The organism is Stenotrophomonas bentonitica (genome assembly GCF_002887735.1).
In the GTDB taxonomy this organism is placed as follows: domain Bacteria; phylum Pseudomonadota; class Gammaproteobacteria; order Xanthomonadales; family Xanthomonadaceae; genus Stenotrophomonas; species Stenotrophomonas bentonitica_A.
On record NZ_PKQP01000018.1, the window covers coordinates 19779 to 35422 of the forward strand.

Genomic DNA, 15644 nt, shown 5'->3' on the forward strand with positions numbered 1-15644 from the left:
AAACTCCTATTGTTGGAAGTGCAGCACCGGTTGCCCGGTGCTGCGGTGCATCAGTAGTTGATGACAGTACGAATGGACTTGCCTTCGTGCATGAGTTCGAAGGCTTCGTTGATTGCTTCCAGGCCCATCGTATGGGTCACGAACGGAGCCAGATCGATCTCACCCCGCATGGCGTCTTCGACCATGCCAGGCAGCTGGCTACGGCCCTTCACACCACCGAAGGCGCTGCCAATCCAGCGACGACCGGTCACGAGCTGGAACGGACGGGTGGAGATCTCCTGACCAGCACCGGCCACACCGATGACAACGCTCTGGCCCCAGCCGCGGTGTGCACACTCCAGCGCCGAACGCATCACATTGACGTTGCCGATGCACTCGAAGCTGTGATCGACGCCCCAGCCGGTCATCTCAACGATGACTTCTTGAACCGGACGGTCGTAATCCTTCGGGTTCACGAATTCGGTTGCGCCGAACTGCTTGGCCAACTCGAACTTGGACGGGTTGGTGTCCACTGCGATGATGCGACCAGCCTTCGCCTGACGAGCACCCTGGATCACCGCCAGGCCGATGCCACCGAGGCCGAACACGGCCACGCTGTCACCTTCCTGCACCTTGGCCGTGTTGTGCACCGCACCAATGCCAGTGGTGACACCGCAACCGAGCAGGCAGACGTGCTCCGGATTCGCTTCCGGATTGATCTTGGCCAGAGAGACTTCGGCCACGACGGTGTACTCGCTGAAGGTCGAGCAGCCCATGTAGTGATACAGCGGCTGGCCGTTGTAGCTGAAGCGGCTGGTGCCATCAGGCATCACACCCTTACCCTGGGTGGCGCGTACGGCAACGCACAGGTTGGTCTTGCCGCTCTTGCAGAACAGACACTCACCGCATTCTGCGGTGTACAGCGGGATGACGTGATCGCCGGGCTTCACACTGGTCACGCCCTCGCCCACTTCGACAACGATGCCGGCGCCTTCATGGCCCAGCACCACCGGGAACAGGCCTTCAGGGTCATTGCCCGACAGGGTGAATGCGTCGGTATGGCAGACACCAGTGCTGGTGATCTTCACCAGTACTTCGCCCTTCTTCGGCGGAGCAACATCGATTTCGACGATCTCGAGCGGTTGACCGGGACCGAATGCAACGGCTGCACGGGATTTCATGTGAGTTCTCCTTGGGTGTAACGAGATAAGTGCGACAACGGTCTTTGGGGCGAGCTTGATCAGTGGTACATCGGGCGCGCCGCCCCTGGCGCCGGCTCTAGAACGCGTTTCAATCAGGTCGAATGCGCCTACAGCATTCTTCTTGGCGAGCTGTTGGGACCAAGTATTGGACTTCGATGGATTGCTGTATATGGAACAGATTGGATTTCATAATTCCTTGCGTTGGAATTGTTGACTCGCAGCTCCGCCCCTCAGCTCGCCCGCATCAATGCAACTTGAGGCGAGGCTCCGTACTCCGTCCCAATGCGTCTGCCAGCATGCGCGCAACCACCCGGCGTGTACCGAACAGGCTCCTCTGGTGCATGCGATACAGTGAGATGTAGAACATCCTGGCCAGCCAGCCCTCGACCTTGAATGACCCCATGAGGTTACCCATCAGCGTGCCAACGGCGCCCTCCCTCGACAGGGACACCAGCGATCCATAGTCTCGATAGGTGAAGCTGGGCAGCGGGCGTCCCTCGATACGGCGGGTAATCGCCTGCGCAAGGAAGTGAGCCTGCTGATGAGCGGCCTGTGCCCTGGGGGGAACGTTTGTACCGCTGTGTCCATTCGGGCAGGCTGCACAATCCCCGAATGCGAAGATGTTCGGATCCTGCGTTGTCTGCAGCGTTTCAGATACCTCGAGCTGGTTGATGCGATTGGTCTTTAGGTTCCCGAGGGATGCAAGGAAGACGGGAGCACGGATGCCCGCCGCCCATACCTTCAGCCTCGCAGCAACCTTGATGCCATTGGCGAGTTGCAGGCCCTCTTCATCCACTAGGGTCACAGCCGAGCCACACATGACACGAACGCCTTCATGTACAAGTCGCTCGGCGACCGGCAGGCTCACGCGCTCTGGCAGAGCTGGCAGCACTCGCGGACCAGCCTCGATAAGCGTGATTTTCAGATTCTCGGGAGAGATCTTGTCCAGCCCATAAGCGCTAAATTGCCTTGCAGCATCACGCAGCTCGGCCGCCAGCTCGACACCGGTGGCGCCGGCGCCGACGATCGCAACCTCCAGTGTTTCTGACTTGCCGCGCGCTTGCGCGCCCATGTACTCGCTCAGCAGCCGCTTCTGGAAAGCAATGGCGGCATCGGGATCGTCCAGGAACAGGCAATGATCCGCTGCACCGGGAGTTCCAAAGTCGTTCGTTCCGCTACCCACGCTGATCACCAGGGTGTCGTAGGAGATCGAGCGACGGGGCGCAATAACGTTGCCCTCCTCATCGTACAGTGGGGCAAGCTCGATCTTTCTGGACTTCTGATCCAAACCCGTCATCCGCCCCAACTGAAACTGGAAGTGATTCCAGCTAGCCTGGGCGAGATAGTTGAGCTCACTTTCTGCGGCATCCAACGCGCCTGAGGCAACCTCGTGAAGAAGTGGCTTCCACAGATGCGTCATCCGAGCATCGACAAGAGTGACTTTTGCTCGCCCTGAGCGCCCGAGCTTCCGGCCCAGCTGCGTAGCCAGCTCCAGCCCTCCGGCCCCACCACCAACAATGACAATACGATGCATTTTGATTCCCCAGGTATTTGAGTTGCCAGCGACGCCCACGAGCACTTCATGGCCCAGGCATCTAGACGTTGGTTAGTTCAGGACCTCAACGGAATGGAAGCGGAGCTGACCATCCCAATCCTTGTCGACGGCTACCTGCGCTCGTGCACGGCTTGCTTCGAGCGCTGCGAAGTCAATGTCAGCAATCGCCCACTCCTGATCGTCGGAGGTCGCTGCGAGCACGCCGTCACTGGGGAAGCCATGGTCCATCGGTGAGAGGATCATTGCCTCACCGGTGTTGACATCAAGCGCTTCACTCCAGTCGGCGACGCCAGCGGTGACCGCCTTTGCCACGAACATCCGATTCTCAAGCGCTCGCGCTCGGCACCCAACATCGACACGGGTGGCACCGGCGTCGGTGTCGGTGCAACTTGGCACCAACAGCAAGCGCACCCCTGCCTCCTGCTGGAGGCGAACAGGAAGCGGAAATTCGCTGTCATAGCAAACCGCAATCCCGACACGCTTTCCGTCCTGCTCAAACGCCGCGATGCGATCGCCAGGCTCGATGACAACTGCCTGCTTCTCGAAGCCAGTAAGCTGAAGCTTGTCCTGCCATCCGCTGCGACCATCAGCTGTGAACCACCAGGCACGGTTGCGATACATCCCATGGGATGTTGCGGTGAGGAACGTTCCTGCCTGGATGGTCATTCCCAGTTCGACAGCCAAGGTGCTATAGAGCTCACACCATGCGCTCGGATAGATCTGGAGCGACTCCAGGGTGGACCTCAGGCTAAGCTGAAGAGCTTCTGGAAGAGTCGAACCCAGTTCCAGCGACAGGTATTCCGGAAGTACTGCAAGCTCAACTCCTTGTTCCCGTGCGTCATTCAGAATTCGGCGCTGGCGCGCAGCGAACTCGGCAAAGGTCTTCGGACGACCGATCACGTACTTAGCTGCTGCAATCTTCATGTAACGTCCTCCAAGGAACGGAGCCAAAGTGAAAGTGTCTGCTCGGTTTCGTGCGTGGCCCCATGCTGCCGCCAAGGAAGAGCGACCTTCATCGCGCTCTGTTGTGCATACCCACGGCGAGTCCAGAAGCCTTCATTGCTTCGATATCCAGGTGGCCTAAGCGGATCAGTCTCCGACCGAACCACCGACGCGAAAGAAGACCACTTGAAGCCCTTTCGTCGGGCTTGCTCCTCTCTTCGATCAAAGAAGACGTGGCCCAAGCCAGCTCCTCTGTACTCCGGCCTCAGTACGGACTCCCCGCAGTAGAAGACTTCTTCTGGCCGGGGACCGTGCTCCTGGAAGGGACGAATGAAAGCGGCATCGGCGCTCAACAAAGGAAGGCCAGTCGATGCACCTACAACGTCCCTTCCATCCCTGGCCAGGACAACGATGCCCCCGTCAGACGTCGCATAATTGCGGAGGTAGTGACGCTCATAGTCCATGTCTCCTTCGTACAGGTAGGGATAGCTACTGAATATCTCGATCCGCAACTGAGCGACGCGATCGAGCCAGTCCTCGATTTCGGTGCCGACCAGTACCTCTACTCGCACGTTGGTAGCCATTTCAGGGCGCCTTGTGGACCTGGGAAATCCAGTCCTCCAGGTTGTAGTAGTTGGTGACGCGCGCAATCTTTCCATCACGGATGTCAAAGAACGCGCCACCGGGAAGAACATAGATCTGCCCTGCCGCTGCAGGGAGACCTTCGTCCGTGTGGTGGTAGAGTCCGTGCACCACGTACTCCGCGCCGGCACGCGCACCATCGCTGCTGTACATCACCACGATGTCGTGAAGCTGCTCGCTGTAGCAGGAATCCATGCGGCTCAGGAACGCGCGGAATGCGTCGATCCCTACTTCGCGACTCCCCTGATTTAGATCGTGCACAACGTCATCAGTGAGCATCGAGAGCATCGCGTCGCGATCACCGCGGTTGAATGCCTGGTAGTACTCTTCGATGTAGTTGAACTTGCTCATCAGGTTCTCCGGTCAGGTGAGGGTGTGGAGGAATTCTGGAGACCTGAAGAATTGTTGTATATGGAATTGATAGGATTTCATAATTCCCTGAAATGGAATAATATGAGCCCAACGACCATGGGGGCCTTGAGATGAACAGCGAGCTGGATCTTCTAAAGACGTTTAGGGCCGCGGCTGAGGCGCCGAGCTTTCGTGAGGCCGCTGTTCGACTGGGAAGCTCTCCTCAGGCCATCACCCGAGCGATACAGGCCCTTGAAAGTCATTACGGGGAGCTGTTGTTCCACCGAAGCACACGCCAGGTTCGCATCACGGCCTTTGGGGAGGATCTCTTACATCAGCTGCGGCCGGCGCTTGAGGGCTTAGACAAGCTGTGGCGCCCGCGAACCAAGGCGACGGCCTCACAGATTGTGGGCACAGTCCGAATTAGTGCCCCTCACAGCATGGGCTCCAGGGCAGTTCTTGCCGCCTTGGATACAGTGACCCAAAGTCACCCGGGAATTGTCTTGGACGTTCGCTTAAGCGATCGGGTTGCAGACGCTGTCGATGAAGGGATCGATGTCGGAATCCGCGTCGGCTTCATGCGTGATAGCAGATTCATTGCGAAGAAGGCAGGAGAGATGCGACTGCACATCGTTGGCTCCCCCGCACTTGTAGAGAGAATCGGAGCACCAGCGGAGACTAGCGAGCTCTCGCGGTTTCCACTGGTTGCATCGGTGGACATCAATACAGGCAGGCCCTGGCCCTGGTACCTGGCTGGAGGCGTACAGGTGGCGCCGACAGCACCGGTCTTCATTGCAGACAATGCCGACATGGAGATGGCAGGGGTCATTGCGGGCTTGGGGTTTGCCCAACTTGCTGATTACATGGCTGCCCCACTCATTCAGTCAGGTGTTCTGCAGCGTGTGATGGAAGAATTCGATCCTGCGCCGTGGGGCTTGTACGTCTATCGGCCTCAACGCGGCCCAGTCTCACCTCGCGTCAGAGTAGTTTTCGATGCACTCCATTCCGCCGTCGGAGCACTACCAAGCCTTACGCAGATGGCGCCCTCCCCCACCTCGGCCCTAACGCCATCCAAAGCAGGGAAGCGCTAATGCCGAGTCGCTTGGCCGCTCTCTGATACGGGATCTGGCCGCCATGAGCGCCAGGGACGCTCATGGTGGCCAAAAGAGCGTCGGGTCAACCCGCGCGGGCGAGTTCCTCAGCCAAGAAGGGGGCGGTACGGCTTCTCTTCACGCGAGCGACCTGTTTTGGAGTTCCTGCCGCCACGATCTGCCCGCCCGCATCACCGGCACCTGGACCCACGTCGATTACCCAATCCGCCTGAGCAACGGCACGCATGTCGTGCTCAATCATGACCACCGTATTGCCGGCATCAACGAGCCGCTGGAGCTGCACAAGCAGCCTATCCGCGTCCGAGGCATGGAGGCCCGTAGTGGGTTCATCCAGGACATACAGTGTCCGCCCGCGCTGGCTTCGTTGAAGCTCTGTGGCCAGCTTGATGCGCTGCGCTTCACCACCCGATAGCTCGGTAGCCGGCTGGCCCAGTCGAAGGTATCCAAGGCCAATCTCCTTCAGCAACTGAAGTGGGCGAGCGATCGCGTCCTCATCGCCAAAGAATTCACGTGCATCCTCGACAGTCATCCGCAGAACGTCTGCAATGTTCTTACCGTTCCAAAGCACCTTCAGCGTAGCTTCGTTGTATCGCGCACCGTGGCACGTTGGGCACGGTGCATAGACGCTAGGCATAAACAGCAGCTCGACGCTCACGAACCCCTCCCCTTCGCACGTCTCACAACGTCCCTTGGCCACGTTGAAGGAGAATCGACCTGCGTCGTAACGTCGACGCCGCGCATCTGGTGTTGCGGCAAACAGCTTTCGAACATGATCGAAAAGGCCGGTGTAAGTCGCGAGATTCGATCGCGGCGTCCGTCCGATTGGCTTCTGATCAACCTGGACGAGACGCTGAATAGCATCGACATCTCCGCCGAGGTGTCCCCCTGTCGTCTCGATGACGGTTGGCCCGTCTGCTGCCCCCGTTTCCACCGCGTCGTCTTCAGGCTCGTGTCCAAGTTGAAGCATCATCAGCTCCGGCAACGCTTGGGCGACGAGGCTGGACTTGCCCGATCCCGAAATCCCGGTCACCGCGGTGAGGATGCCCAGAGGTATCTTCGCATCAATGCGCTTCAGGTTGTGACGCTGGATGCCCTGAAGTTCCAGCCAACCACTCGCTTGACGCTCTTGGCCACTAGGGGGCGGGACCTTGTCAAAGAGGTACAACGCGGTACGTGACTCGTCGATGTCACGAAGACCATCCGGCTCTCCGCTGTAGAGCACTTTGCCGCCCCGCTCTCCCGCCTCAGGCCCAACATCCACCAACCACTGGGCACGGCGCATCAGCTCCAGATCGTGCTCCACAACAAATACGGAATTACCACCGTCGCGGAGGCGGTCCAAGGCGTCATAGAGAGCCTGGCTGTCGGAGGGATGAAGACCTGCCGACGGCTCGTCCAACACGTACACCACGCCAAAGAGCAGCGAGCTCAACTGCGTGGCGAGTCTCAATCGCTGCAGCTCGCCAGCGGACAATGTCGGCGTAGCGCGATCCAAAGTTAGATAGCCAAGCCCAAGGCCACGCAACTGACTGATTCGGCTCATCACTCCACTAGCGAGGCGCTGCGCGGCCAGGCGCTTCTCCTCCGACAGCGCTGAGGTGCGGCGGACGTCAGGAGACACCGCGTGGACCGCCCGCCCACTGGCCGCCCTATCGGCGCGATCACGACGGGTGGCTTCCTTGTTCGCCTTGCCCCCGCCAGCATGAGCACTGAAGTCTCCTTGAGAAATGGGCTCGAGCAGGGAAGCCAGTTGGTCAAGAGGCATCTGCATGAATTGACCAATGTCCACACCCGCAAATGTCACTGACAGCGACTCTGCCTTAAGGCGCTTGCCATGGCAGGTGGGACAAAGCTTACCCTCCATGTATCGCGATACGCGGCGCCTCATCAGGGCACTTTGCGTGTTAGCAAACGTGTGCAGGACATACCTACGGGCGCCAGTGAAGGTTCCCATGTAGCTCGGCTCAGTTTTACGCTTCAGGGCCGCACGCGTCTCCGCCGGCGTGAACCCAGCATAGACCGGCACAGTGGGCGACTCCTCGGTAAACAGAATCCAATCGCGGTCTTTCTTGGGAAGGTCCTTCCAAGGCCTATCAATGTCGTAGCCCAGCGTCACCAGAATGTCGCGAAGGTTCTGCCCGTGCCATGCAGGTGGCCACGAAGCAATGGCACGCTCACGGATGCTCAGCTTTGGATCCGGCACCATGAGGGCCTCTGTCACCTCGTACACATGGCCAAGGCCATGGCAGGTCGCGCATGCGCCCTGGGGAGTATTGGGTGAGAAGTCCTCGGCATAAAGCATAGGCTGATCAGCCGGATATGCTCCCGCGCGGGAATACATCATACGAATGAGGCTGGATAGCGTGGTGACGCTACCCACCGAAGATCGCGCATTGCTGGCACCACGCTGCTGCTGCAGCGCTACTGCCGGCGGGAGTCCATCGATGGAGTCAACATCAGGGACGCCTGCCTGATCGATTAGGCGTCGAGCATAGGGAGCAACGGACTCAAAGTACCTCCTTTGAGCTTCCGCATAGATTGTCCCGAATGCAAGAGATGACTTCCCGGAACCGGATACACCGGAAAAGACGACCAGTGCGTTGCGAGGAATTGAGACATCAACGTCTCTAAGGTTGTTCTCACGCGCACCGCGCACCTCTACAAGGCCGCTTGCTGCGACACTGCAGGAAGCTTCACCGAATGTGGCGTTTGGCATGTGCATGTCTCTGTAGGTTGTAGACGTTAAGTTCAGCTGGATCACTGGCCCGAAGAGGGATCGGCTTCGGTTTGCGATGCCTCTTCATCCAAGGCTCGCTGCCATGCCTGTCTCTCAGCCAAGGCGCGCTCAGCTCCCCGATCAGTGGGCCGATACCAGTTCGGCCTCTCCACACCCTCCGGCAGGTACGTCTGTCCAGCTGCGTAGCCGTCTGGCTCATGATGCGCGTAGCGATATGCTTGTCGATACCCCATCTGCCTCATAAGCTTCGCTGGAGCATTCCGAAGATGCATGGGAACTGGTAATGATCCGTGCTCCTTGACGAAGGCCCTTGCTAGATCCCAAGCCGCATAGGACGCATTCGACTTGGGGGAGAGCGCCAGATAGGTCGCAGCCTGGGCCAAGACAATTTCACCTTCAGGAGAGCCAAGTCGCTCATACGCCTGCGCAGCGTGGATGGCCAAGTGCAGAGCGCCCGGATCAGCATTTCCGATATCTTCGCTTGCCATAACAATCATTCGACGTGTGACCTGGCTCACGTCCCCGCCCCCATCCAGAATGCGCGCTAGCCAGTAGAGGGAGGCGTCGGGATCAGAGCCACGCAGTGATTTGTGAAACGCGGAGAGCTGCCAATAGAACTCGTCCCCGCCCTTATCGAATCGACGCAGTGACGGGCTGGTGGAGCGCTTGGCAAACTCAAGATCCACCTCTTCCACCCGCTTCTCAGAGGCCGCAGTTGAGACCTGCTCGAGAAGATTCAGGAATCTGCGGCCATCACCATCAGCGAAGCCCTTCAGCAGCTGCAATGCGGGATCGGAGAGGTCAACGCCTCGCAAGTGAGGTCTGGCGCGTTCGTAGAGCTTCTCAAGATCTGCGTCAGACAGAGGCTCAAGTGTGTACACCTGCGCGCGCGAAAGCAGCGCCGAGTTAACGGCCAGTCCTGGATGCTCTGTGGTGCCGCCCACCAGCGTGAGTAGCCCTGATTCAACGTGAGGTAGCAGCGCATCCTGCTGGGCCTTGTTGAACCGGTGAATTTCGTCGACGAAAAGTACCGTGGAGCGACCGCGGACGTCGAGTTCGGCCCGCGCATCATCAATGGCCTGCCTGATGTCCTTTACCCCGGCGAGTACGGCGGAGATCGCAATGAAGTGACTGTCAGTCACCATCGCTGCGAGGCGCCCCAGGGTGGTCTTACCGACGCCCGGGGGCCCCCACATGATGAAGGAGTGCAGACTTCTTGCTTCAAAGGCAAGACGCAAAGGCTTCCCCGGCCCCAGCAGGTGTTGCTGCCCAACGAACTCGTCGAGAGACTTCGGTCGTAGCAGTTCGGCCAGTGGTGCCCTTGGTTTCGCTGTGAATAGATCTGCCAAGGTGTTCTCCTTCGGGAAGTCAGTTGCGAGTGTGCATTCAGAGCGTCTTGGCCCCTATTTCAGCTTCCCATCCAATGAGCCGCTTGTGGCATTGCTTGCTTTTTCACGGAGGATGATGCGAGCCCCTCTGTATCCAACGCTGTGATTCCATACCCAGCTCATTGCGACGCTCAGGCGATTTCGCACTCCGATAAGGAAGTAGATGTGAGCGAGCTTCCAGATCCACCATGCGATTCCTCCGCTCAGCTTTAGCTTCCCCATATCGATTACTGCAAGGCTGCGTCCAATCGTGGCGAGGTTGCCCTGGTGCCGGTACTTGAATGCAGCGGTCCTCCGCGCCCCTGTTATCAGCCCTTCAATCTGGCCCGCGACGTACTTGCCTTGCTGCTTGGCCGCCGGCGCGATTCCAGGAACGGTCTTTCCGTCCGCAGTGGCTGATGAAGCAGTGTCCCCGATCACGAAAATGTTGGGGGAACCAGGCACCGTTAGATCAGGGCCGACGATTGCGCGCCCCGCCCGATCTGATTCGGTGTCGAGCCAACGTGCGGCTGGAGACGCCTGAACTCCCGCTGCCCAGACGATTGTGGATGCCGCCAGCTTCTTGCCATTGAGCATCACCCCATCAGAGGCGCACTCGGTGACAGGGGCCCCCAACAAAACGGATACCCCAAGCTTCTCGAGGGCGCGCCTCGTGTACTCGGAGAGCTTTTCAGGAAAGACGGGGAGCAGCCGCGGACCCGCCTCAATGAGAAATACCCGGGTTTTGCTGGGATCAACTGACCGAAAGTCATCCTGCAGCGTGCCACGCGCCAGCTCCGCGATGGTTCCGGCAAGCTCGACACCTGTAGGCCCACCACCAATGATCACAAAGGTTTGAAGGGCCTCTCGAACCTCGGGATCATTGCAGAGCTCCGCTTGCTCGAACGCGCTCAAGATCCTGCCTCGAATGGTTGTTGCATCCTCCAGGCTCTTCAGGCCTGGAGCGTACTTCGACCATTCGTCATGCCCAAAGTAGGCATGTGTTGCTCCCGTAGCGAGCACAAGGGTGTCGTAAGGGTATCGAGTGCCGTCCTGAAGGATCACTTGGCGGGCAGCTTTATCCACACCCTCGACCTCCGCCATGAGGGTTCTGACCTCCGGGCGGTCACGGAACAGATAGCGGATCGGCCATGCGATCTCCGACGGTGACAGTGACGCACCAGCCACCTGGTAGAGCAGCGGCTGGAACAAGTGATAGTTCCGCCGGTCAATGATTGTTACATCGACATCCACTCCTTCAAGGTGCGTGGCGGCCTCCAGTCCGCCGAAGCCCGCCCCAACGATCACAACTTGATGACGATTTCTGGAGGTCTTGATCACGGCAGCACTCCTTGGTTAGGTGTTCAGCGCCGATGCGTGGTGCTTGAGATGATCGGCAATGAAGCTGGAGATGAAGTAGTAGCTATGGTCGTAACCATCGCGAAGGTTCAGCGAAAGCGGATGATTCACCTTGGCGCATGCATCTTGAAGCAGTTCGGGGCGGAGCTGATTCTGCAAGAAATCATCGCTGAGCCCTTGATCCACGAGCAGGGGCAGGCGCTCCTTTGCATCTGCAATCAGCTCCACGGCGTCATACTGCCGCCACTGCTCCTGATCTCCCCCCAAGTAGGCCGAAAACGCCTTCTGGCCCCAAGGAGCCTGGGTGGGTGCCACGATCGGAGAGAAGGCGGATACGCTGCGATAGCGACCTGGATTTCGCAAAGCGATGACCAAGGCACCGTGGCCGCCCATTGAGTGGCCGCTAATTGAGCGAGCCTGGCTAACAGGGAAGTTCTTCTCAACGAGAGCAGGCAGCTCACTTACAACGTAGTCATACATGCGGTAGTGGTCGGACCACGGTGCCTCGGTGGCATTGACGTAGAACCCCGCACCTTGGCCGAGATCGTAAGCTGGATCATCCGCGACGGACTCTCCGCGCGGACTTGTATCCGGAGCAACGATGGCAATGCCATGCTCAGCAGCGAGCTGCTGCACTGCAGACTTGGTGATGAAGTTCTGCTCTGTGCACGTCAGGCCAGAGAGCCAGTAGAGAACAGGTACCGGGCCGCTGGACGCCTGCGGAGGGAGATAGACTCCAAACTTCATGGTGCAACCAAGGCTGGATGATTCATGCTGGTAGACGTCCTGCCATCCACCGAAGCTTGCGTGACGCTCAATGCGTTCCATTGTTCTTTCCTCTGAGTTGAATTTGATAGGCCATCTATCGCGAATCGAATGTGGCCTTAAGCGAGGCTTTAGGCCTTGTCCTCGACTGCCGAGTCACCGTGTGCATGCCTGATCCTTCGGACAATCCACCAAATCAGCAGCAATACAGCGGGAACCAAGATCGCAGTGACGGTTGCTGCGATGTCATGCGTCCCAGGCAAACCCTTGAGCAGGTATGCGAGAAGACTCACGACGTAGTACGAGATGGCGGCCACCGACAAACCTTCCACCGTCTGCTGCAGGCGCAGCTGAACCTTCGCCCGTTCATTCATGGACGCCAGTAGGTCGCGGTTCTGCCGCTCGAGCTCAACATCAATCCACGACCGGAGGAGCGAGATCGAGCGCGTCAACTTGTCTGAGAGCTTCCCCTGTCGCTCCTTCACTGACTGGCAAGTTCGCATGGCCGGTGCAATCCTTCGATACAAGAAGTCCGCCCAGGTGCTATAGCCGGCAACTTGATCCTCCGCCAACGCATCCAGTCGCTCTTCAACAATTTCGTAGTAAGCCCGACTTGCACCAAACCTATAGAGATTTGCCGCGGCGTCCGCCTCCAACTCTGCAGCCAGGCTGGTCAAATCCGAGAGGAGCACGTCACTGTCACGACGTCCGCCGGAGGCCCTGCGCATCTCTTCAGTAATTGCAGCCAGACGCGCCTCCATGCGACGAAGATTCGACGTCATGGAACGAGTCAGCGGTAGCGCTAGGAGGGCAAGCGTTCGGTATGTCTCGACCTCGAGCAGTCGTTGCGCCAGCGCTCCTGCCCGCGCCGGAGTCAGGTCGCGATCAAGGATGAGCATGTGGGTTAGCCCTTCCTCGTCTTGACGGAAGTCGGTCACAATGGCCGCGGCACCGTTCTCAACCAGCGAGTAGCAGCGGCTGACGGGATCAAAGCAATCTATTTCCTTCTCCGCCTCCGCGGTCCAAGGCAAAAGCCTGACGCTAACAGCCGAGATCACGGGTCCTGGCGGCTTGAATCCCTGTCTAAACGGGTTGTCCCCACAAGGCTCACCTGTTTCTGAGCTCAGTGGTGCGCTCCAGAGGTAGGAAGAGAACTCAGTGTGCTTCTCGCAGTGCAGATCACCCTCATTCCACGTAAGCGCGTGATGAGGTGTGGTGTGATCCTCGACTGCAGCCCCCATACGACCTGAAAGATCGTCGATCGCGGCACGATCTCGACTCATGTCCCCTTCTGTCATGAAGGAGAGCTGGAGAAGGCTTCGCGGAGACTGGGTGAGAAGGTGCGGTCGCGCATGGACTTCCTCAACGGCGGCGCGGCGGTCCGCGTGCGCCGGCATCCCATATACGTAGCCTTCTGCTGGCGTGCCTGCAGCTTGGCTCAGGCCGGATGGGTCATTCATACATAGCCTCAAGAATGGATGATCTTCTAAACACCGCTCACGGGAGGTCTATCACTTGCTTGTGCGATAGCTCAGCGAAAGGTCGTGTGGTGGAGCCGGCTCTGGTGTAGGGCGGTAGTGGGAACCACAACAAGCTGGGAGGACAGCACCGCATAGATCGCAGGCCCTTGCTCTCCCACCTTCCAGCCAGGCGCGGACCGCATGGGAGTCGCAACGAGGCTGGAAGCTCACTTCAAAGGGCCTCCCATGACTCAGTCAGATGCCGAAGGCAACGATGCCGACAGAGATTGCCCGCTCCAAGAAATACAGACAGGCGCAACTCGACTGACATCATCCAGCATGCCTTGGAGCCTCCTGGAAAGGCCTCAACGTCCTAGTCGTGACGCCCTAACCCACGAAGGGGTTAGGAATGGCGGGTTCTACTTGGAAATGAAGTAGTTCGGACACCCATAGATTGCCTCCTCTACTTAGTACTAGCGCCATCAAGCAATGTCGCGAACTGACTAACGGAGATAGGAGCGGACAATAGAGATGGTCTCGTCAATCGACTTCCTTTGAGAGTCGGTGTGGGTGTCGCTATGCGGGAACTCTTCACGCAGATAGCTCTCCAGAACCGTCGCCATCAAACCATTGACCGCCCCGCGCACAGCAGCAAGCTGCTGAAGTACTGCAGCACATTCCGCCCCGCTCTCCAGAGCCTGCTCCAATGCAGCCACCTGTCCGCTGATCCGACGTACGCGGGTAAGGGCCTGCTTTTTCTCCCGAGGGCTGTGAGGCATTGCGCACCTGTCCGTATCACATGAGGGAACGATACTATACTCCCCGATAGTATGCAAGCTAGCAATCTGCGAGGGTCTTTAACTCCGTCAACTGAGTCTGCGCCTGATTTCGAGCCGCCGCCAGAGGCCAGTGACAGACCCCTCCCGCCCCACCCCCACACCACAAAAGGCGGGCTCCTGTAGGAGCCACGCCCCACCACTCGAAAGAGTGGTTACATGTAGATGAATTGGCGGTATAGCTTGTCTAGCTCCAGCCTGACGAACTCGATCTCCTCCTCGTCCCCGGCATCAGAGAGCTCCAGAAGCTGTCGCTCCTTTGATGTAATTCGATCACAGAGGTCTTTTAGGTTGGCGCAGAACTCCGCTGAATGGGCTTGCGACCGGTCAGGTCGAGCCTCTGTTGATCCCAACATTCCGCGAGACGTTGACGGGGTGATGCCGAACTCCTCATTGAACGCGATCTGATGCTGTCGCCTGTCATCAGTCTCAGAAATGGCCTGCCGCATCGCACTAGTGATCGTATCGGCATACATGATCGCCTTACCGCGCGAGTTTCTTGCGGCTCGTCCAATCATCTGAATGAGGGCCTGGCTCGACCGAAGGAAGCCCGCCTGGTCCGCATCAACGATAGCGACCAGAGAGGCCTCAGGAATATCGAGCCCCTCTCTCAGCAGGCTGATACCCACTAGCACATCGAACTCGCCGGCCCTCAGCCCATTGATGATCTCAACTCGATCCTCTGCCTTGATATCCGAGTGCATGTACTTCGCACGCACCCCTTGATCCTCGAGGAACTCGCACAGCTCCTCAGCAGACACCTTTGTCAGCGTGGTCACCAAGACCCTGTCGCCCTCTCGTACACAACGGGCGATCTCTGACAGAAGATCGTGCCTGTAGCCCTCCCTCGGCCTCACCTCTACCAGCGGATCGAGCAAGCCAGTGGGCCTGATGAGCTGGTCAATCAATCTTCCCTTGGATCTCCCAATCTCATAGGCGCCAGGCGTAGCCGAAACGAAGATCGTCTGGGGCTTGATGGCTTCAAACTCAGAGAAGCTAAGCGGTCTGTTGTTCATCGCCGAAGGTAGACGGAACCCGTACTCGATTAGAGTATCCTTCCTGCTCTGATCGCTCCTGAACATCGCCTCGATCTGAGGAACCATGACGTGCGACTCATCAACAAATAGCAGGCCATCCTTCGGGAGGTAGTCCATGAGTGTCGTCGGCCTAGCTCCTGAAGGCTTCGAGTTCAGGTAACTGGAGTAGTTCTCCATGCCAGAGCAATATCCCAGCTCCCTCATCATCTCCACGTCGTTCGTGATCTTCTCGTAAAGCCTATTTGAATCGCCCAGGGTTCCGTAGACACCTCGCAGCCATAAACTATGGCTTAGGCGGAG

Annotated in this window: 13 protein-coding genes; 1 reads left to right on the forward strand and 12 read right to left on the reverse strand. The window is 58.5% G+C overall.

Going from position 1 to position 15644, the window contains the following annotated elements:
• Nucleotides 1–50: 50 nt before the first annotated feature.
• The 5 genes from C0R07_RS19075 to C0R07_RS19095 form a co-directional block, all read right to left on the reverse strand.
• Nucleotides 51–1160: an S-(hydroxymethyl)glutathione dehydrogenase/class III alcohol dehydrogenase gene (locus C0R07_RS19075; protein WP_005413335.1), complete on the reverse strand. Its 1110-nt coding sequence runs from the start codon at nt 1158–1160 to the stop codon at nt 51–53.
• Nucleotides 1161–1425: 265 nt separating this feature from the next.
• Nucleotides 1426–2715: an NAD(P)/FAD-dependent oxidoreductase gene (locus C0R07_RS19080; protein WP_037590709.1), complete on the reverse strand. Its 1290-nt coding sequence runs from the start codon at nt 2713–2715 to the stop codon at nt 1426–1428.
• Nucleotides 2716–2787: 72 nt separating this feature from the next.
• The gene (locus C0R07_RS19085) at nt 2788–3660 is read right to left on the reverse strand and encodes a carbon-nitrogen hydrolase family protein (protein ID WP_102789667.1); all 873 of its coding nucleotides are present in this window, start codon (nt 3658–3660) and stop codon (nt 2788–2790) included.
• On the reverse strand, nt 3657–4262 hold the full coding sequence (locus C0R07_RS19090) for a GNAT family N-acetyltransferase (protein WP_017354477.1): 606 nt from the start codon (nt 4260–4262) through the stop codon (nt 3657–3659). The genes C0R07_RS19085 and C0R07_RS19090 overlap by 4 nt, the downstream gene beginning before the upstream one ends.
• 1 nt (nt 4263) lies before the next feature.
• The gene (locus C0R07_RS19095) at nt 4264–4671 is read right to left on the reverse strand and encodes a ketosteroid isomerase-related protein (protein ID WP_017354478.1); all 408 of its coding nucleotides are present in this window, start codon (nt 4669–4671) and stop codon (nt 4264–4266) included.
• 131 nt (nt 4672–4802) lie between these two features.
• Between C0R07_RS19095 and C0R07_RS19100 the strand changes: the two genes are divergently transcribed.
• Nucleotides 4803–5762: a LysR family transcriptional regulator gene (locus tag C0R07_RS19100; protein ID WP_017354479.1), complete on the forward strand. Its 960-nt coding sequence runs from the start codon at nt 4803–4805 to the stop codon at nt 5760–5762.
• Between the two features lie 85 nt (nt 5763–5847).
• Here C0R07_RS19100 and C0R07_RS19105 read toward each other — a convergent pair whose 3' ends face one another.
• The 7 genes from C0R07_RS19105 to C0R07_RS19135 form a co-directional block, all read right to left on the reverse strand.
• Nucleotides 5848–8499 (reverse strand): excinuclease ABC subunit UvrA, encoded by a 2652-nt coding sequence (locus C0R07_RS19105; RefSeq protein ID WP_026070507.1) that lies wholly within the window; start codon nt 8497–8499, stop codon nt 5848–5850.
• Nucleotides 8500–8540: 41 nt separating this feature from the next.
• On the reverse strand, nt 8541–9869 hold the full coding sequence (locus C0R07_RS19110; RefSeq protein ID WP_005413341.1) for a replication-associated recombination protein A: 1329 nt from the start codon (nt 9867–9869) through the stop codon (nt 8541–8543).
• 54 nt (nt 9870–9923) lie between these two features.
• Nucleotides 9924–11228 carry an NAD(P)/FAD-dependent oxidoreductase gene (locus C0R07_RS19115; RefSeq protein WP_026070508.1) on the reverse strand — a complete coding sequence of 435 codons (1305 nt, stop codon included), beginning with the start codon at nt 11226–11228 and terminating at the stop codon, nt 9924–9926.
• A 15-nt stretch (nt 11229–11243) separates the two neighbouring features.
• Entirely contained in the window at nt 11244–12074 is an 831-nt protein-coding gene (gene fghA, locus C0R07_RS19120; RefSeq protein ID WP_017354482.1) for an S-formylglutathione hydrolase, read from the reverse strand.
• A 68-nt stretch (nt 12075–12142) separates the two neighbouring features.
• Nucleotides 12143–13471 (reverse strand): DUF3422 family protein, encoded by a 1329-nt coding sequence (locus C0R07_RS19125; protein ID WP_026070509.1) that lies wholly within the window; start codon nt 13469–13471, stop codon nt 12143–12145.
• A 503-nt stretch (nt 13472–13974) separates the two neighbouring features.
• Nucleotides 13975–14250 carry a formaldehyde-responsive transcriptional repressor FrmR gene (gene frmR, locus C0R07_RS19130; protein WP_017354484.1) on the reverse strand — a complete coding sequence of 92 codons (276 nt, stop codon included), beginning with the start codon at nt 14248–14250 and terminating at the stop codon, nt 13975–13977.
• A 212-nt stretch (nt 14251–14462) separates the two neighbouring features.
• Nucleotides 14463–15644: helicase-related protein (locus tag C0R07_RS19135; protein ID WP_302476402.1), on the reverse strand; the 1182-nt coding region annotated here is incomplete at its 5' end.